Origin of the sequence: Rahnella sp. 2050, assembly GCF_040544515.1 — a bacterium.
Classification (GTDB): Bacteria; Pseudomonadota; Gammaproteobacteria; order Enterobacterales; family Enterobacteriaceae; genus Rahnella; species Rahnella aceris.
Genome location: NZ_JBEPKE010000002.1, coordinates 609,274 through 628,416, shown reverse-complemented (window position 1 = coordinate 628,416; position 19,143 = coordinate 609,274). Strand labels below are relative to the sequence as shown.

Below are 19,143 nucleotides of genomic sequence, written 5' to 3'. Positions count from 1 at the left end.
TGATGATGCTCATAGCTTAACCAGCAAAACGGAAGTAAACAAAAATGGGAATTTTTGATTTGGCGAAGTGAGAAGAAAGGAGCAGAAAAGAGCCATCGAAAGTGAGGGGCTGTCACAAGAGGGCGCGCATCACCCTGATGCTCGTTTCACCCGGACACACATGACGCCGCCTCTTTTCGTAACAGAAACTATACTTTATTTTCATCAGGATAGTGACGCTGGCAGGATAAAGAATGACCCAACAAAGACCGCAATTTTCATTGAAAGTACTGACGATTAATACTCACAAGGGCTTCACCGCGTTTAATAAACGCTTCATTTTACCCGAGCTGCGCGACGCGGTACGCACCGTCGGTGCCGATATCGTCTGCCTGCAGGAAGTGACGGGCGCACATGATGTGCATTCATTGCACGTGGAAAGCTGGCCGGACACCCCCCATTACGAGTTTCTTGCTGACACCATGTGGAGCGACTTCGCCTACGGGCGCAACGCGGTCTACCCGGAAGGTCATCACGGCAATGCCGTCCTTTCACGCTATCCCATTGAACATTACGAGAATCGCGACGTGTCGGTCGCGGGTAGCGAGAATCGCGGCCTGTTGTACTGCCGTATCGTGCCCCCGCAGCTTGGGTCTCCTGTCCACGTGATTTGCGTACATCTGGGTCTGCGCGAAGCGCACCGCCAGGCACAGCTCAAGATGCTGGCCGACTGGGTTAACGCTTTCCCGCAGGGAGAACCGGTGCTGGTGGCGGGTGATTTCAACGACTGGCGGCAAAAAGCCAATCGCCCGCTTAAAGTACAGGCGGGACTCGATGAGATTTTCACCCGCGCAAAAGGCCGCCCGGCGCGCACTTTCCCGGTCAGGATGCCGCTTCTGCGTCTTGACAGGATCTATGTGAAAAATGCCAATGCCAGCGCGCCTGCGGTGCTGCCGCTGCGTAACTGGCGTCATCTGTCCGATCATGCCCCGTTAAGCGCGGAGATCCATCTATGAAAACCGCATGGCGGGAAGGCAACCGCATCCAGCTTCTGGAAAATGGCGACGAATATTACCCGGCGGTATTTGACGCTATCGATAACGCTCAGCGTAAAGTGATTCTCGAAACTTTTATCTGGTTTGAAGATGACGTGGGTCGCCAGTTACACGCGGTGCTCCTGCGCGCCGCACAGCGCGGTATCGGGGTTGAAGTGCTGCTCGACGGCTACGGATCGCCTGATTTGAGCGATGATTTCGTCGGCGAACTGACTTCAGCAGGCGTGGTGTTTCGCTATTACGACCCGCGCCCGCCGCTGTTCGGTATGCGAACCAATCTCTTCCGCCGTATGCACCGTAAAATTGTTGTCATCGACAATACAGTGGCGTTTGTCGGCGGGATTAATTACTCCGCCGAGCACATGTCCGATTACGGTCCCGAGGCCAAGCAGGACTACGCCGTACGGGTGGAAGGCCCGGTGGTGGATGACATTTTGCAGTTTGAGCTGGAAAATCTGCCTGATCATGCGCATACCCACCGATGGTGGCAGCAACGTCGCCGCTATCATGCGGCGGAAAATCGCAATCCCGGCGAGGCGCAGGCGCTGTTTGTCTGGCGCGATAATGACGATCACCGGGATGATATTGAGCGTCACTATCTGAAAATGCTGGCCAGCGCCAGGCGCGAAGTGATTATCGCCAACGCCTATTTCTTTCCTGGTTACCGTCTGCTTCACGCCATGCGCAATGCAGCCCGCCGCGGCGTGCAGGTAAAACTCATCGTGCAGGGCGAGCCGGATATGCCGATTGTAAAAGTCGGTGCAGAGCTGCTGTACAACTATCTGCTGAAAGGCGGTGTGCAGGTGTATGAATATCGCCGTCGTCCGCTGCACGGCAAGGTCGCGCTGATGGATGCTCACTGGGCGACTATCGGCTCCAGTAATCTCGATCCGCTGAGCCTGTCGCTCAATCTTGAAGCCAATCTGATTATCCACGACCGGACGTTTAACCAGACGCTGCGCGAGAACCTGCACGGTATTATCGCCAGAGACTGCCAGCGCGTAGATCAAACTATGGCCCCGAAACGCACCTGGTGGAACCTGGCGAAAAGCGTGGTGGCGTTTCACTTCCTGCGTAAATTTCCGGCCATGGTCGGCTGGCTACCGGCGCACACGCCAAGGCTTGCCCAGGTAAAGCCGCCCGTACAACCCGAAATTGAAACGCAGGATCGGGTGACGTCAGAGAATTCAGAGGTGAAATCATAATGTCTGCATCACATCCGAAGTGGCGTCTGGCGAAAAAAATACTCACCTGGATTTTCTTTATCGCCGTGGCTGTGCTGCTGGTGGTTTACGCCCGCACGGTCAACTGGGAAGACGTGTGGAAGGTCATTCGCAATTACAACCGCACGCCACTGCTGATATCAGTGGTGCTGGTGATCATCAGCTATCTGCTGTACGGCTGTTACGATCTGCTGGCGCGCGCTTATTGCGGGCACAAACTCGCGGCCCGTCAGGTGATGCTGGTGTCATTTATCTGCTACGCCTTTAACCTCACGCTCAGCACCTGGGTTGGCGGCATCGGCATGCGTTACCGGCTCTACTCCCGCCTGGGTCTGCCCGGCGCCACGATCACCCGCATTTTCTCACTGAGCATTACCACCAACTGGCTTGGCTATATTTTGCTCGGCGGAATTATCTTCACCTTCGGCGTCGTGGAGCTGCCTTCGCACTGGTACATCGACGAAGGCACACTGCGCATTATGGGCATTGTGCTGCTGGCGATGGTGGCCACTTACGTCTGGTTCTGCGCCTATGCTAAACGCCGCCATATGACGGTGAAAGGGCAAAAACTGGTGCTACCGTCGTTTAAATTTGCCGTGGCGCAGATGGTAATTTCCAGCGCCAACTGGATGGCCATGGGGGCGATTATCTGGCTGCTGTTAGGCGAGGATGTGAACTATTTCTTTGTGCTGGGCGTGCTGTTAGTCAGCAGTATCGCCGGGGTTATTGTGCATATTCCGGCGGGGATCGGCGTGCTGGAAGCGGTGTTTATCGCCCTGCTGGCCGGAGAACATACGTCGCAGGGCACGATTATCGCCGCCCTGCTGGCCTACCGTATGCTCTACTACTTCCTGCCGCTGCTGCTGGCGCTGGTGTGCTATTTGATGCTGGAGAGCCGGGCGAAGAAATTGCGGGCGAAGAACCAGAAGGCGATGGCGAAGTAAGCCTTCTGGCTTTATTCCAGACCGGGGATATTCACGCCAAATGTTTGCAGCAGCAGGATGATATTGAGCGCCACAATCACCACGGTGCCGATGATGGAAGTCACGACAGTCAGGCGGCTGTTAACAAACTCCCCCATGATGTCGCGACGGCTGGTGAATATCACCAATGCAATCATCGGCGCAGGCAACGCCAGGCTGAGCACCACCTGGCTGTATACCAGCGCGTCGGTGGCATTAACGCCCATCGCCACCACGATAAACGCAGGGATCATGGTGACCAGACGGCGCAACCAGACGGGAATGCGAAAACCGACGAAGCCCTGCATGATCATCTGGCCTGCCATAGTGCCTACCACTGAACTGGAAATACCGGAAGCAATCAATGACAGCAGGAAGAAACCTGCCGCCCCCGCCCCTAACAGCGGAGTCAGGGTGTGGTAAGCCGTTTCGATTTCCGCCACATCGCTGTGGCCGGCATGGAAGGCACTGGCGGCCATAATCACCATCGCGATATTCACCAATCCGGCGAGGGTCAGCGCGATCACCACTTCAATATTAGAAAAACGCAGCAGTGTACGACGTTCGCCCGGATTCCTGGCATGGGTACGGTGCTGAGTCAGCCCCGAGTGCAGGAAGATCGCATGTGGCATCACGGTGGCTCCGATGATCCCCACGGCAATGGTCAGCGCCTGCGCGTCGGGCAGTTGCGGTGTCACCATGCCCAGACCGGCTGCGGCCCAGTCAACCTGCGCAATAAACATTTCAACCAGATAACACAGCGCAATCACCGCCACTAACCCGCCGATCATCAGCTCAACAGGGCGGAAACCACGCTTTTCCACCATCAAAAGACCGTAGGTAACCAGCGCCGTGATACCCATCCCGGCCAGTAACGGCATATGGAACAGTAACGACAGGGCTAAAGCCCCCCCGAGGAATTCGGCCAGATCGGTCGCCATTGCGGCGATTTCGCTGCCCACCCACATCCCCCAAACCACGGGTCTGGAGAACTGGTCGCGACACATTTCCGCCAGATTTCTGTTGGTGACGATCCCCAGTCTGGCGGAGAGCGCCTGAAACAGCATGGCGATCATATTGGCCATGACGACCACCCACAGGAGCGCGTAGCCATAGCGCGAGCCAGCCTGAATATTGGTCGCAAAATTACCCGGATCCATATAGGCGATCGAGGCGATCACCGCAGGCCCCGCAAACAACAGCGGTGTCATCAGGCCGCGTTTGCGGCCGGACATGGCGTTAGCAATCGCCGCATTGGTTCTGTCGGTTAGAGAAGAAGTCTGGCCTGTTCCACGCATACTGCCCGCCCTGTTCTTGCTTGTTATTTTTGTGTGAATTTTATCCGGCAAAGACGAATATAGCACTGGCTATACTCTATAGTGCAAGCTTAGTTTGAGGGTTATTAAGGGCTTTATGTTTCAAAATATGAAACTTGAATCATTGCCTGAGATTATAAAAATGGAATGATTTTTCTGATGATGAATCCGGCGTGACGGCCACACTGACGGCCCTGTGCCCGCGCCTTTCGTTCAGAGGTTATGCGCAACAGCGCGTGAAAACATTGCCGGCATGAAAACCTGACAGACATCACACTTTCCTGACAAACAAACCGGCTGTCCGCCCCCTGCTATCAAGTTTCCTCGCCAGTGTGCCGTTAACTTAATCACTAAAACTCATTCGGTTCACGTGACCAACTTCAGTTTCTTCCCGACAGATTTCTATCCTGTGTTTCCTGACAGGCTACTCCGGTAACGACATTTTACGCACGAGACTGATTGAAATGTTGTCATAACTTAAGGTGCCCGCACCTTTTTAATCGCAATTTCAGGGAGTTACCACTATGTCTTTTAAACACACTACTGTACGCACCCAGCTTACGCTGGGATTTGGCGTTTTAGTCGTCATTGTTCTCGCAGTAGTCCTGCTCTCTATCAACGCGTTAAGCCAGGCCAACAACAGATTCAAAACTCACGTACAGCAGGTTTCCGCCCGTGAGGCAGCTGTGAATTTAATTCTCAGCGGCGTAAAAGACAGTTCATTGAATATTTACGGGCTGGTGCTGGTCAGTGAGGCTGCTGATATCGAAGCAGGTAAAAGACAAGTCGCTGCTGCAGAAGAGAAAACCGCAGCCGCGCTGAACCGGCTTCAGGCGGCAATCAAAGAACACTCAGATGTCACAGATAAGGATCGGCAATTCGTGACCGCGATTTCTAATGCGGAAGAAGGATACCGTCCGGTGGCTAAACATATTGTTGATCTGGCCCTTGAAGAGAAGAAAGCTGAAGCGATTGACCGCATGAATCGCGAGCTACGACCTCAGTTGGCGCTGCTGCTGAATACGACCAATGACTATCTCCAGTACAGTAACGTACGGGCTAAAGAGAGCCTGAATACCGCACAAGATGCGTATCAACAAACCCGCCTCATTTTCATCGTTATCAGCCTGGTCGCACTGAGTCTGGCGGTTATTCTGGGGGGCATTATTATCCGTTCCCTGTTCCGTGCACTGGGTGAAGAACCGCTTGTTTTAGGTCAGGTGGTACAACGTATTGCTGCGGGTGATCTCAGTGAAGTGAAAGGCGCGGAAAATGCACCACAAAACAGCGTCCTGGCAGAGCTTGGCGGAATGCAGGCGAAACTGCACCAGTTAATCAACCAGGTGGCTAATTCCGCTGAAAGCATTGTCAGTGCATCCACCGAAATTACGTTGGGCAATGAGGATCTGAGTCGCCGGACCGAAGCCCAGGCTTCCTCGCTGGAACAGACATCAGCAAGCATGGAGGAACTGACCGCGACAGTGAAACACAACGCCGACAATGCCCATCAGGGGAATCTGATGGCCACAAGTGCGTCACAAGTGGCGCAACGCGGCGGCAACGTCGTTGAACGCGTCGTCAGCACCATGCATGAAATCGCCGAAAGCTCAGGCAAAGTGACACAAATCATCACGGTCATTGAAGGCATTGCTTTCCAGACCAATATTCTGGCGCTTAACGCCGCCGTTGAAGCAGCCCGTGCCGGTGAGCAAGGACGTGGTTTTGCGGTAGTTGCCGGTGAAGTGCGAACGCTGGCACAGCGCAGCGCCAATGCCGCCAAGGAAATTAAAAACCTGATTAGCGAGTCTGTTGAAAGGATTAACGTCGGTTCTAAGCTGGTGGATGAAGCGGGCACCACCATGATGGAAGTGGTGAATGCGGTCAAAGGCGTCAACAGCCTGATGGCTGAGATTACCCTTGCCTCAAGCGAACAACATACTGGCATCGATCAGGTCAATAAAGCCGTGGTCAACATGGACGAGGCGACGCAACAGAATGCCGCGTTAGTAGAACAAAGTGCGGCAGCAGCGGACAGTTTAAAACAACAGGCCCATATCTTGCTGGAGGGGATTTCTGCATTTGATATTTCACGTGCGGGAAATCTTAATGTCACTGCAACAGCCACCCGCTAAGGTATTTACATGAAAATTTCCTGCGTTTTTGCCGTGGCGACGACCCTGCTGACATCGGCAGCTCTTGCCAGCAGCAATGAGAACATCACGATAGGCCTGATTACTAAAACAGACACCAACCCGTTCTTTTTGAAAATGAAAGAAGGTGCCATGCTGGGGGCCACCGTACACGGGGTCAAACTGCTTACCGCAGCCGGTAAAGAAGACAGCGATTATCCTTCACAGATCATCGCGATTCAGTCCATGGTGGCCTCTGGTGCGACTACGTTGCTCATTACGCCGAGCGATGCTAAGGCCATTGTGCCCGCACTCGATGAGGTCCGGGCGAAAGGCGTGCAGGTTATCGCCCTCGATTCCCCGACGGATCCGATCAGTGCCGTCGATGCCCTCTTCGCCACCGATAACTATAAAGCTGGCGAATTGATTGGCCAGTATGCTCAGGCGGCCATGCCGCTGACGTTCGCGGGACAACCCCTCAAAATAGCGATGCTGGATTTATCGCCAGGACATCTGGTAGGGGCAAGAAGACACAACGGATTTATGAAAGGATTGGGGTTAACTGCGGCAGGTGCCGAATCCAGTGAACTGTCAGCCGCACCCGAAATTGTGTGTGCAGGCTATAGCGAAGGGGCAGAGAAACAAGGCTACGAGGTCATGACAAATTGCCTGAAAGCCCATCCGGACATTAATCTGGTTTACACCGTCAATGAACCGGCCGCAGCCGGAGCCTACAAAGCCTTGCAGGAAGCAGGTAAACAAAAGAATGCCATGATTCTCTCTGTTGATGGCGGGTGTGCGGGGGTAAATTACGTACGTGAGGGCAAGATTGCCGCCACGGCCCAGCAGTATCCTTTAACGATGGCGGCGATGGGTGTTGATGCTGCCGTTGCCTATGCCAGACACGGCAAAAAGATTTCCGGGTATGTCGATACCGGCGTCACGCTTATCGCCGATAAACCTATGCCAGGTCTGGCAAGCAAAGATACTCAGGCAGGGCTGGATGCCTGTTTTGGCGCTAAATAAACAGCTTTCCTGAAGACAAAAAAAAGCCGGAGAATGTCAGCGCATTCTCCGGCTTTTTTCGTACATCTTCAGAAACAGCGACTGGCGTTAGCCGTACAGCTTCAGACGCGCCGCCTTTTTGGCGAAGGCCAGATCCGCCTGCACCATCTCAATCACCAGATCCTGTAAGGAGGTTTCAGGTGCCCAGCCTAACTGACGCCGTGCTTTTGACGGATTAACCGAAACCTTGCTGACCTCCGACGGGCGCATATAGCGCGGATCGACGGCGACAATCACGTCCCCGACTTTCAGCGCTGCCGCGACCGGGCTGATAATCGCCGCAATCACGCCTTTTTCCTCCACGCCTTTGCCGACAAACCGCAGTTTGATCCCCAGTTCAAGGGCCGCAAAAGTCACGAACTGACGCACCGTAAACTGCACGCCCGTTGCAATGACGAAGTCCTCCGGTTTGTCCTGCTGCAGCATCAGCCACTGCATTTTGACGTAATCTCTGGCATGCCCCCAGTCACGTAAGGCATTCAGATTGCCCAGATAAAGGCACTTCTCCAGCCCCTGAGTAATGTTCGCCAGCCCGCGTGTGATTTTACGCGTGACAAAACTTTCGCTGCGCCGCGGCGACTCATGGTTAAACAGAATGCCGTTACAGGCATACATACCGAATGTTTCCCGGTAATTCACGGCTGTCCAGAAATCACTGACTCTGGCGACGGTCTCCGAAGGTGGAAGATTAAACGTCACCATTTCATTGATGGTCATCCCGTTAACCAGCCCGCACAACGCGGAAGATGAGGCATGATAATAACGGGTTGTGCGCTCCAGCCCCTCAGAACGGATAGCCTCCAGCATTCTCAGCGCACTGATCCCGGTGACAGGAAATGTAGAATGCGCGGTAGTTTCACTGGTGATATCCAGATTATAAATTTCATCCGGGCGAATTAACGCCAGCAAACTCCTCAGATCTAAGATTTCACCCCAGCCATAATGATGAATATGGAAATCAGGATTGTTTGCATGTAAATCATCAGTGACAAATTCAGTATCGGGTACCGGGCTGTGCAGGATAATCCCATGGACTGTATAGCCTTTTTTAAGCAAAAGCTCAGTCAGATAAGATCCGTCCTGCCCGGAGATATTGGTAATAAGAGCGACCTTAGACATAGTAAACCCTTAGATTACAATTTAAAAAACGCATCCGGACAGATGCACGATTATAATTGCAAGGTTATGTTGAGTAAGATGAATCGCAGAATAAACAGTCAACGACAGAAAAAAGAACAATATTAAAAAGGATAAAAATTAATAAACGATGCGTTTACGTTCATTGAAGTCATGCCATTTTGTTTTGATATACTCATCCAGCTCATCATGAAATCTTTGTGCAGAGAACTTTAAAGCGTTTTCGCGGCAGTCCTTCGGCAGGATAGAGTCTTTAATCGTATCAAAGTGACGCACGGCGTTAATCAGTGATTCCGCCGTTTGCTCTGAGAAAAAAACCCCGGTGGCATTACGTTCGCCATAAGGTCTGATGGTCTCCAGAACACCGCCTTTGCCAAAGGCAATAACCGGCGTCCCGCTGGCCTGTGCTTCGACCGGCGTAATGCCAAAATCTTCTTCAGCAGCAAAAACAAACGCCCGGGTGCGCCGCATGTAATCTTGCATCACATCGTCAGGCTGATAACCCAGAATTTCGATATTGCTGCCAGCCCGGGATTTTATTTTCGCCATTTCAGAACCGTCACCGATCACCACCAGTTTCTTATCCGGCATCTGACTGAATGCTTCAACAATCAGGTCGATACGCTTATAAGGCACCATGCGGGAGGCGGTAAAATAGAAGTCTTCTTTATTCTCCTGCAAAGTAAAACGTTCTACATCGACAGGAGGATAAATAACATCCGCATCCCGGCCATAGACCTTCTTGATTCGCCGGGCAATAAACTGGGAATTAGCGATAAAGTGATCCACGCCATTGGCTGTCCGGTAATCCCAAATCCTGATTTTATGCAGGAACCAGCGGGCCAGTTTCCCTTTCAGGCCTTTGTTCAGCCCCGCCTCACGCAAATACTGGTGCTGAAAATCCCAGGCATAGCGGATCGGCGAATGCACATAACTGATGTGCAACTGATCAGGGCCGGTCAATACGCCTTTAGCCACCGCATGACTGCTGGAAAGCACAATGTCATGCCCCGTCACATCAAGCTGCTCGATAGCCAGCGGCATTAAAGGCAGATACTGCTGATATTTCTTCTTCGCAAAAGGTAACCGCTGTATAAAAGAGGTCGTCGCTTCTTTTCCATAGAATTTCTTCCGGGATTCATCAGAAAGAAAATCGACAACAGAATAAATATCAGCATTTGGGTATAATTTAATAAACTCTGCAATAACTTTTTCTGACCCTGCAAATGTCACCAACCAGTCAGCAACAATCCCAACACTCACATCATGTGACATAATTTAAACCTTATAAAATGAAAAGTGAGTAATACAAACCCACAGCGAGTTATCATTACTCACTTAAATAAGATATTTTTAATAATTACATACTGCGGAGGATAGAAAGAATTCTTCTGGTTTGTTCCTGCATGAGTTTTGTATTTGCGCGGGATTCAACATTCAACCTTACAACAGGTTCTGTATTAGAACTGCGGAGATTGAAACGCCATTCGTCAAACTCAAGACTGATCCCGTCAGTATGATCGACATTAACCGCCTCACCTTCATACATGGCTAATACACGGGCAATGGATTCTTTAGGCTGCTGCAAATAGCTGTTAATTTCGCCGGACGCAGGATAGGCCGTGATCCGGTCATTAATCAGTTGCCGCAGAGACTTGCCTTTCAGATGCAATAATTCAGCGACCAGCAGCCAGGGGATCATCCCACTGTCGCAATAATAGAAATCGCGGAAGTAATGATGGGCGCTCATCTCACCGCCATAGACCGCATCTTCCTGACGCATACGCTCTTTAATAAAAGCATGGCCGGTTTTCGACATAACAGGCACGCCACCCGCACCGGTGACAATATCAATGGTATTCCAGCTCAGACGCGGGTCATGGATAATTCTTGAGTTGGGATATTTTTCGAGGAAGGCATCGGCAAGCAGACCGACGATGTAATACCCTTCGATAAAATTACCGGCATCATCAAAGAGAAAACATCTGTCAAAATCACCGTCAAAAGCGATCCCCATATCTGCGTTGTGCTTAATGATGGCATCCGTCGTGTCCTGACGGCACTCCGGCAATAACGGGTTAGGAATACCGTTCGGGAATGTGCCGTCTGCCTCATGGTGAACTTTGATAAATTCAACCGGCACACCCGCTGCAATAAACCGTTGTTCGATGGCATCAACAACATGGCCCGCTGCCCCATTACCGGAGTTAAACACCAGCTTTAAAGGGCGGGTAAAGTTCTCTACATTGATAAAGCTGAGCAGCTTATCAACATACTCATCCAGCACAGAGGCTTTCTCGTAACTGCCGCGCTTAGCCTGATCGACCGGTGGAAAATTATTAGCTTCCGCCAGCGCCTGAATATCACGTAAGCCGGTATCGCCGCTGATCGGACGGGAATCTTCACGCACCAGTTTCATGCCGTTGTAGTTCATCGGATTGTGGCTGGCTGTCACTTCAATGCCGCCATCAAGGCACAAAAAAGACGTCGCAAAATAGATTTCTTCTGTACCGGTCACGCCGATATCAACAACGTCGGTTCCCGCATCCTGCAAACCTTTCGCCAGCGCAAGTTTTAATGCTTCGCTGGTTAAGCGGACATCGCCCCCCAATACCATTTTATTGGGTTTTAAATATTCCCCGTAAGCACGCCCTATGCGATAGGCAATATCTTCATTTAATTCGACGCCTAATTCACCGCGGATATCGTAAGCTTTAAAGCAAGTTAATGTACCTGACATATTTCATCCCCAAATTAACAGCGACCATAGTGATCTTTTATACGGATAATATCGTCATCTTCCAGATAGGATCCCGACTGTATTTCCAGAAGTTCCAGAGGAATTTTTCCCGGGTTCTCTAACATATGCTGAGCCCCAATAGGGATAAACGTTGATTCATTTTCACTGAGCAGATAATTTTTATCTTCGAGAATAACTCTGGCGGTGCCCGAAAGAATAACCCAGTGCTCCGCGCGGTGATGATGCATCTGTAATGAGAACTGTCCGCCCGGTTTAACGGTGATGCGGTTCACATGATAACGGGGTGCAGTCACGACATTATCGTTACGGCCCCACGGGCGATAGGATTCGCGGTGCAAACGATATTCCCGTCGTTTATTATTTTTTAAATATTCGACGACTTTTTTAACGTCCTGCACCTGGTTTTTATCAATGACTAAAACGGCATCTTTCGTATTTACGATGACCAGATTATCCACACCAATGGCGGCCACCAATTTCTCATCGGTGTTGATATAACAATTGTTCGCATTATGGGTAAATACATCGCCATTGATGGCATTCCCTTCAGCGTTTTTATCATTCACTTCCCAAAGCGCCGACCAGGAACCCACATCATTCCAGCCCGCATCTAACGGAACAACAATCGCATCCGTGGTTTTTTCCATTACGGCATAATCAACCGATTCATCCGGGCAGGAAATAAATGCCGCTTTATCTACACGAATAAAATCTTGCTGCTCATCAGTATGCGAAGTTTCAATCGCTTTCTGACAGGCTTCGAGTATGTCCGGCCTGAATTTCGCCATCTCTTCAAGAAAACGTCTGGCGCGGAACAAAAACATACCGCTGTTCCAGTAATACTCGCCGCTTTCCAGATATTGCAATGCGGTCTCAAGATTCGGTTTCTCGACAAAACGCTGCACCCGAAAAACAGGATCGGCATCACTGCTGAATTCTGTTCCCCGCTGGATATAACCGTAACCGGTTTCAGGGCCTGTTGGCACGATACCGAACGTGACCAGTTTCCCCTGCTCAGCGAACGGAATAGCATTCTGCACGGCCTGATGGAAGGCATCCGGAGACTCGATCACATGGTCGGCAGCAAGCACCAACAGTAACGGATCAGAACCGTTGTCGATGGCACTGAGCGCAGCCAGCGTAATAGCAGGCGCCGTATTGCGCCCGACAGGCTCAAGAATAATATTGTCGGAGAGCTGGTCTATTTGTCGTAATTGTTCGGCAACAAGAAAACGATGCTCTTCATTACAAATAACCAGCGGTGCAGAAACGTCCAGCCCTTTTAAACGGGTGACCGTTTCCTGCAACATGGAATTATCGCCATGCAGACGAAGAAATTGTTTTGGATAAAGCTCACGAGACATTGGCCACAAACGGCTACCGGTGCCGCCAGCCATGATTACTGGAAGGATCATGATTACCCTCTATATTAATTCAACTACAGAATAATGAGATGGCAAGCTGCAGTGGAAATAAAAAAACACTTTATGAAAAAAGTTATTAGTGATTATCTATACTATTATCTTTAAATTTCATCTCGGCAGTTGATGACCACTTAAGATTATCCGATTGATAATCTTTGGCTACAGGAAGTATTTCTTTTGAAGATTGGAAATTATTACGTTCAATAATTAATTTCTCATCACACTGAACAACTCTAATATAATATCCTTTAATCTTTCCAACATGATTTTTGTCTACAGAGAAATTATTCCCAACAATAAATAAATTGGATAATCGCTTAGACCTATCATAAGCCAGTGTTGAGACCCCAAGAAGACAATTGACTATAGTGTTATTTTCAAAGACAACATTATCTATTCTTGAAGATGTGTTTGGTTTTGGCCAAAAACGAATTCTTAAAGCACCCGATTCATTTGATTCACCTAATACACCGATGAAAGAAAATTGATTATTTTTAATAACCACATTCGCTATATATGAATCTTCAGGGGAATTTTTATCGTCAGTAAGGTAAACACCACCTTCTCTAGAACCTACTATGATATTTCTATTGATGAAAATATCATTAGCATAAGAGTAAACTTTTATTCCACCTTTACAAGAGACTATACGATTATCATTGAAAGTTATATTTTGCGCTTTATTTCCCTTGTCAAACGAGCCCGCGGACAAAGCGTCATCACCAACATCATGAACGAAATTACGTTCTGCAGTTACATTTTTAGAACGATAAAAATGGATTCCATCTGTCCCAGAAAGGCCTGCTATTAGCCCCTTATGGTCATGTACGTAGCAATTTTTGACTATTACATTATTCGAAAAGTCAACATGTATCCCATATCCGAGACCATAGCATTCTTCAACATCATCGATCAGTAATGGATCAGCGTTACTTACATACAATCCCTTAGGTCCGGCTCTGCCCGTATACAGAGAAGAATTAAGTCTTTTCAAGGTATAACCGGAAAGTAAGACTTTAGACTTTGTTGATTGAAACAATGGTTTACTGTAGACAATTCCATTTAAAAAATGATTTAAAAGAAAAACTGTCTTCCCCTTACCAAAACCTGAAAAGCTTAGAAAACCATCCCTAAGGGTCAAAGTTCTCGTTAAAAGATATTTATTAGGTCGACTCTCTTTGATTGGGATGCCAGAATTTAATGCTAATTCGATGGAATCTGAACTATCAGTTTTACCATCACCAACAGCTCCAAAATCGGTTAATTCAAGCTCTATATCGTAAGGTTTCCAAACGCTGCCATCCAATGAGGTTATCAGACCTTGTCCAACAGAGCGTAGCCCCTCATATATAAAAACAACCACCTTATCCTGATGAGAGTTAGCTGATGAAACAAAAAAATAATCGAAACTTGAAGATGGTGATTTATTTTTTAGCTCCTGCTCAGTGAGAATTTTTTTCAATTTTAGCTTCAAGATTTCTTTGTTAGATCTTATTTTTTTACTAAAATTTTCATGAGGTTCGGAGGCTATCGCAGTTGAAGTAATACCTTTTGTTAGGTAATAATAAAAAAAACCGGATACTCCATATTTTATAAGATTCCTTTTAGTAACAGCCATTCTACCTCCCCTCGATTCAACCAGGAAATGAAAGCGACTTCTAAGTATATCAAAAGGTACATCTAAATAAGCATTTTAAGCATCTTATCTGTTCTTGTTTCGTAAGTATATTCTTTAGCCAAAGCGAGGCGTTCATTCAAAGGGACGACATCACCAGATATGACGGCATCAACAGCCATAACAAACTCGAATTTATCTTTACCAATCTTAACAACATTATGAAACTCCTGAATTGAAGAAAGATCTACACTGACGATAGGCTTTCCAGCAGCCAAATATTCAAAAAACTTCATAGGAAACATGTTATCTGTATACTCGTTAAGATTATTCGGTAACAGTGCAACGTCAAAATATTTAAGATATTGAGGAAGGACATTATAAGGCTTAGGCCCAAGCAAGTGTATGTTTTTATGTGCTCTAAGAATATCAATTTTTGTAGATGGATCACCTTCCCCCACCTCACCTATAATCACAATACTATATTGTGGTCTTTGGGCTGCAAGATAACTTATAAGATCCAAGTTTATTTTATATGAACTAACTGCACCAATAAAACCCAAGACAGGAGAGCTTATATTTTTCAAATCTTCTGGAATAACATAATCCTTTGTTACAGCTGTATTGAAATGGACATAATCTGCAACATTAGAAAAATAGTGTATATTATCATTCCATTTAACTCTATTTTCTTTCAACTGTAAGGCTGTCACAAATATTATGCTTGCCTGTTGAATTAATGTTTTTTCCTCACGTTCTAGAACATCAATTGGCATTCCAGGTTGAGCTTTAATTTCATCGACACAGTGATAAATTGTTTTAGAAAAATCATTCGGATTTAAAAATTCTGTAGTTAATGGATTATATGTCCACAACCATGGATTTCTGAAACCAAGTAACTTACTCCACATTTTGACAAAAAAGCTCAAGTAGAATTTATTGAAACTCCTAACGGCACGATATTCGTTCCAAGGTAAAGTTATTGGTGACCATACCCATATATTCTCTTGGACTTTCTTCGGTGGTCTTAGTGCCTTAAACAATTTTTTTAAAATACGGCTAAAATCCTTCTTATTTAAACTTGGCTTTCGCAACCCCAAAGAATCTATGTAAAGGACCTTGTATCCTCTACGAGCAAACTCAACGGCAACATGCTGCTTATTAGTCCAAAATGGATTATCCCAGTCAGCAGTCGAAAGCAAAACAATTTCTTTATTATCATTTTTCATTAACTTTCCTCAAATATCTCACTGGATTACCTGCATAAATACTATATGAGTCTAAATTTCCTCTAACAACAGAATTTGCACCTATAACCGTATGAGTGCCAATAGACGTCCCCTTCGTCACTACAGAACCGGCGCCAATCCATACATCTTTAGAAATAGAAACTTCAGCTTTTGTATACCCTTGATCCCTTATTTTTTTATTATTATCTCTGAACTCGTGATCAGAATCATAAAAACATACGTTTTGTCCAAAAAGGCAATCATCGCCAATAGTCAGCTTCTTATGACAAATGACGTGATTATTTTCATTAAAAAAAACACCATTACCTATAGTTAACTCTCCTCCAGAACAATGTAACACAGTGTTTTTTGATAAAAAGACCCTATCACTGTTACCTTTGATATAAATTCTACCACCATTTGTTATTTTTATTTTTGCACCAGGTGAAATGTATAATCTCAATGGATTTATCATTGCTCTATTTCCGTATCTGATTTTTATCAAGATACATTTGATGAATGAGATAAGAAATCTCAACCTGACTTTTCTGAACACAATCACCCCCGTTTATGTCTTATCATTCCAGCAAAACTCCCGCGTAAAGAAGGTATCAGAGTAATTACTGCAGACCAGAAAATTAAAAACAACACTCCATTAATTAAAAAATTTAAGTACAAATTTGAAATAGGAATTTCATAAGAGCTAATAAGCATATAGATACAAGAACTCAAGATAATAATGTAAAACTTCTTACTGGTTTCACCCCATATCCCAAGTGAATAAATACATCCAGCTAGAGTTATTATTCCATATAGGGAATACCCCAACCCAAGCGTCATTTCCTTAAAAAATTGATAGAATAAAATATTAAACGAAGCATTAACAATTAAACCTAGCGTCATTATTAACATTACTTTTTTATTATTGAATTGTGCATTCAAAGCCTTTATTAAAACGTAACTTATGACATTTGCCCATAGTCCGAGAGACATCCCCTGAAGAATATGTGTTGTGACCTCTATTGAAGTCGAATCAAATTTTCCCCGTGCAAATAATATCGTGACAACCAGATTTGCATGAACACCCAAAAATAATGAGACGGGCACAGCAAACAAAATCAATAAACTAAAGGTCTCAATGAGTCTTGCCTTGATATGTTCAGGTTGCAATCCTCCCCAACTAGCAAGTCCTGCCAAGGCAACAGGTGTCGAAACTACTAATAGAAGTGTTTCAGTGATAAATTTTGCATAGTCCAGCGCTGACACAGCAGTAATACTTATCAATGTTGCTACTGCACGTTCAACAGCAATATTTCCCTGATATAGAAATGGCAAAAAAATAAGTGGCCTCAACGTTCTCCAAAAATTTAAAATAACACTTTTTAGTGTTTTACTATCAATTTTTTCCGGTAAATTCAAAATACCTTTGTTTAGCCCTCTAATTAAAACCCATATAAAGAAGACTAAATAACTGAATGTGAACCCCCATGCAAGATAGATTGGATTACCAATTATATAAGCGAACAGTGCCCCAAGCAGCATGCCAAAATTCTGTATCGAAGGTCGCATGGACATAGGAAGAAAGTCATCATGGGCCATTTCTACATAATTTATCAATGCTGAACTAAGATAAAGTGTAATACCCAGACTCATTATGATTAGCATTGACCTGGACAGATCTCTTGTCCTTTCATCTAGCCCAGGCGCAATTACATTAAGCCAAAAATCTACAAATAGAATAGCGCAGGAAGTTAAAATTACGGAGAATATAAGAAAGATTACCTGCATAGACCAAAAAAAAAGTTGTCCTTTATTTACACTTTCCGAATGAAATTTTTTATAAAGCGGAATAAAAGCCGTCAGGCTATCACTCACCAAGAAATTTACCGGAACCAGAGTCCCAGTTTGCGCTACTCGATACGCTCCGTTAATATACCCAGTGCCAAATAGTGCAGCAACAATAACTTCTCTGATAAGCCCTAAAGCTTTGGAAAGTAAATTTCCACTAATTAATGAAACTATTGCTTTCCTCACAAGTTAGGTCCTTCATCTAAAAAGATTTTTCAATGAGTTTTTTATATTTATCAGCCGCATATTTTAAAGTGTATTCATCGGGTAGATAGCTATTTTTATTTTGCAAATCCTTAGCTAATAAACTTTCTATCTTGCTTGCAGCAACCTGATAGTTCAAGGGATCAACAAGATGAATATTCCCTGATTTAAATAGCTTAACTTGATTTGATAATACTATTGGCACCCCTACAGCAGAGGCTTCTAAAATATTTAAAGGAAGCCCTTCTATCCGGTTTGTTAAAAATAAAAAAACATCACTTATTGATTCAACTTTTGCCAGATCTTCTCTTTTTAGAGACCCCAGAAACTTAATATAATCATTAGCTCCAAGAGAATTAACCAAACTCTTCAGTTTCTGTTCTTCTGGTCCACTACCAACAATAATGTAAACAAATTCATTTTTATCGTTTAATAATTCAATTGTTTTAATGCAATTATACACCCCTTTTTGTGAATGTAATCGGCAAGCCGTTAAGATAACTTTTTTTTCGTAAGGGATGTTATAATAATCTTTTATTTTATTATCATCACAACAGTCACTTTTAAACAATTCGGAATCTATGCCATTACTAATTAGAGATATTTTATTCTTATCAATAAAACTTTCGTAAGGCCATCGATTAAAGTCTCCATAAACTTGTTCACCTATACCAACAATGTAATCAAATTTGTTGTAATTAATAAAATCGCGACATAACCAAAAAATATTTTTTGGTGATGTCAAAAATCCTTTTGGAGTTTTTGTTTTCAATTTTGAGATGAACTCCCCCCAAGCTGTGCCATGCACTTGGATCAAAAATTTTATATGTGGATTCTTATGTTTTAGATCTATCACACCATAGGCACCAGTACTGACACTAAAAACAGTATCGCAATCTTTTATATAATTTTCCTCAAAAGCTTCTCTAGAGGATTTCCACCATCCGTGGGAGTATTTGCCGCTTTTAACGTTATCGATAAATAAAACTTCAATTCCATCGATATGATGTAACCCTACATAATCTGGCGTTTTAGTGGTAATAATTCTCACATTACTCCCCAGACGATGCAACCCTTTAGCAATATCCCAGGCCACAACCTCCATACCACCAAGTCCGTGCATAGGTAATGATCTTGTAAACATTACAACATTATTCATATTTACATCTCAATTATGATTAATTAAAAAATCACCC

Annotated in this window: 15 protein-coding genes; 5 read left to right on the top strand and 10 right to left on the bottom strand. The window is 45.8% G+C overall.

Annotated features, from left to right (window positions below; genetic code table 11):
- Positions 1–233 precede the first annotated feature (233 nt).
- The 3 genes from ABIC79_RS10095 to ABIC79_RS10085 are packed head-to-tail and all read left to right on the top strand — an operon-like array spanning position 234 to position 3,201.
- Positions 234–995: an endonuclease/exonuclease/phosphatase family protein gene (locus ABIC79_RS10095; protein ID WP_013576859.1), complete on the top strand. Its 762-nt coding sequence runs from the start codon at positions 234–236 to the stop codon at positions 993–995.
- Positions 992–2,239: a cardiolipin synthase ClsB gene (gene clsB / locus ABIC79_RS10090; RefSeq protein ID WP_015690357.1), complete on the top strand. Its 1,248-nt coding sequence runs from the start codon at positions 992–994 to the stop codon at positions 2,237–2,239. Before ABIC79_RS10095 ends, clsB begins: the two co-directional genes overlap by 4 nt.
- A complete protein-coding gene (locus ABIC79_RS10085) occupies positions 2,239–3,201 on the top strand; it encodes a lysylphosphatidylglycerol synthase domain-containing protein (RefSeq protein ID WP_015690358.1) in 963 nt (320 codons plus the stop codon). Before clsB ends, ABIC79_RS10085 begins: the two co-directional genes overlap by 1 nt.
- Positions 3,202–3,212: 11 nt before the next feature.
- Here ABIC79_RS10085 and ABIC79_RS10080 read toward each other — a convergent pair whose 3' ends face one another.
- Positions 3,213–4,517, bottom strand: a complete 1,305-nt coding sequence (locus ABIC79_RS10080) for an Nramp family divalent metal transporter (protein ID WP_013576862.1) — start codon at positions 4,515–4,517, stop codon at positions 3,213–3,215.
- A 542-nt stretch (positions 4,518–5,059) separates the two neighbouring features.
- Here ABIC79_RS10080 and ABIC79_RS10075 point away from each other — a divergent pair.
- The gene (locus ABIC79_RS10075) at positions 5,060–6,667 is read left to right on the top strand and encodes a methyl-accepting chemotaxis protein (RefSeq protein ID WP_013576863.1); all 1,608 of its coding nucleotides are present in this window, start codon (positions 5,060–5,062) and stop codon (positions 6,665–6,667) included.
- 9 nt (positions 6,668–6,676) lie between these two features.
- The gene (locus ABIC79_RS10070) at positions 6,677–7,690 is read left to right on the top strand and encodes a substrate-binding domain-containing protein (RefSeq protein ID WP_354567006.1); all 1,014 of its coding nucleotides are present in this window, start codon (positions 6,677–6,679) and stop codon (positions 7,688–7,690) included.
- Positions 7,691–7,777: 87 nt separating this feature from the next.
- Here the strand turns inward: ABIC79_RS10070 and ABIC79_RS10065 are convergent, their stop codons facing one another.
- The 9 genes from ABIC79_RS10065 to ABIC79_RS10025 form a co-directional block, all read right to left on the bottom strand.
- A complete protein-coding gene (locus tag ABIC79_RS10065; protein ID WP_015690360.1) occupies positions 7,778–8,848 on the bottom strand; it encodes a GDP-mannose 4,6-dehydratase in 1,071 nt (356 codons plus the stop codon).
- Positions 8,849–8,986: 138 nt separating this feature from the next.
- Entirely contained in the window at positions 8,987–10,141 is a 1,155-nt protein-coding gene (locus tag ABIC79_RS10060; protein ID WP_015690361.1) for a glycosyltransferase family 4 protein, read from the bottom strand.
- An 85-nt stretch (positions 10,142–10,226) separates the two neighbouring features.
- Positions 10,227–11,606: a phosphomannomutase CpsG gene (cpsG, locus tag ABIC79_RS10055; protein WP_015690362.1), complete on the bottom strand. Its 1,380-nt coding sequence runs from the start codon at positions 11,604–11,606 to the stop codon at positions 10,227–10,229.
- Positions 11,607–11,620: 14 nt separating this feature from the next.
- Positions 11,621–13,042, bottom strand: coding sequence for a mannose-1-phosphate guanylyltransferase/mannose-6-phosphate isomerase (locus ABIC79_RS10050; RefSeq protein ID WP_015690363.1), 1,422 nt, complete (start codon positions 13,040–13,042; stop codon positions 11,621–11,623).
- Between the two features lie 85 nt (positions 13,043–13,127).
- A complete protein-coding gene (locus ABIC79_RS10045; protein WP_166860740.1) occupies positions 13,128–14,669 on the bottom strand; it encodes a right-handed parallel beta-helix repeat-containing protein in 1,542 nt (513 codons plus the stop codon).
- Between the two features lie 62 nt (positions 14,670–14,731).
- Positions 14,732–15,895: a glycosyltransferase gene (locus tag ABIC79_RS10040; RefSeq protein WP_166860742.1), complete on the bottom strand. Its 1,164-nt coding sequence runs from the start codon at positions 15,893–15,895 to the stop codon at positions 14,732–14,734.
- A complete protein-coding gene (locus ABIC79_RS10035) occupies positions 15,885–16,370 on the bottom strand; it encodes an acyltransferase (protein ID WP_166860744.1) in 486 nt (161 codons plus the stop codon). The genes ABIC79_RS10040 and ABIC79_RS10035 overlap by 11 nt, the downstream gene beginning before the upstream one ends.
- Before the next feature lie 83 nt (positions 16,371–16,453).
- A complete protein-coding gene (gene murJ, locus ABIC79_RS10030) occupies positions 16,454–17,929 on the bottom strand; it encodes a murein biosynthesis integral membrane protein MurJ (RefSeq protein WP_166860746.1) in 1,476 nt (491 codons plus the stop codon).
- Positions 17,930–17,945: 16 nt separating this feature from the next.
- Positions 17,946–19,106: a glycosyltransferase gene (locus tag ABIC79_RS10025; protein WP_225444935.1), complete on the bottom strand. Its 1,161-nt coding sequence runs from the start codon at positions 19,104–19,106 to the stop codon at positions 17,946–17,948.
- Positions 19,107–19,143 lie beyond the last annotated feature (37 nt).

Bases quoted from the DNA above. Each gene is read 5' to 3' on its own strand.
- ABIC79_RS10095 (WP_013576859.1), top strand. From the start codon at position 234: ATGACCCAACAAAGACCGCAATTTTCATTGAAAGTACTGACGATTAAT.
- clsB (WP_015690357.1), top strand. From the start codon at position 992: ATGAAAACCGCATGGCGGGAAGGCAACCGCATCCAGCTTCTGGAAAAT.
- ABIC79_RS10085 (WP_015690358.1), top strand. From the start codon at position 2,239: ATGTCTGCATCACATCCGAAGTGGCGTCTGGCGAAAAAAATACTCACC.
- ABIC79_RS10080 (WP_013576862.1), bottom strand. From the start codon at position 4,517: ATGCGTGGAACAGGCCAGACTTCTTCTCTAACCGACAGAACCAATGCG.
- ABIC79_RS10075 (WP_013576863.1), top strand. From the start codon at position 5,060: ATGTCTTTTAAACACACTACTGTACGCACCCAGCTTACGCTGGGATTT.
- ABIC79_RS10070 (WP_354567006.1), top strand. From the start codon at position 6,677: ATGAAAATTTCCTGCGTTTTTGCCGTGGCGACGACCCTGCTGACATCG.
- ABIC79_RS10065 (WP_015690360.1), bottom strand. From the start codon at position 8,848: ATGTCTAAGGTCGCTCTTATTACCAATATCTCCGGGCAGGACGGATCT.
- ABIC79_RS10060 (WP_015690361.1), bottom strand. From the start codon at position 10,141: ATGTCACATGATGTGAGTGTTGGGATTGTTGCTGACTGGTTGGTGACA.
- cpsG (WP_015690362.1), bottom strand. From the start codon at position 11,606: ATGTCAGGTACATTAACTTGCTTTAAAGCTTACGATATCCGCGGTGAA.
- ABIC79_RS10050 (WP_015690363.1), bottom strand. From the start codon at position 13,042: ATGATCCTTCCAGTAATCATGGCTGGCGGCACCGGTAGCCGTTTGTGG.
- ABIC79_RS10045 (WP_166860740.1), bottom strand. From the start codon at position 14,669: ATGGCTGTTACTAAAAGGAATCTTATAAAATATGGAGTATCCGGTTTT.
- ABIC79_RS10040 (WP_166860742.1), bottom strand. From the start codon at position 15,895: ATGAAAAATGATAATAAAGAAATTGTTTTGCTTTCGACTGCTGACTGG.
- ABIC79_RS10035 (WP_166860744.1), bottom strand. From the start codon at position 16,370: ATGATAAATCCATTGAGATTATACATTTCACCTGGTGCAAAAATAAAA.
- ABIC79_RS10025 (WP_225444935.1), bottom strand. From the start codon at position 19,106: ATGAATAATGTTGTAATGTTTACAAGATCATTACCTATGCACGGACTT.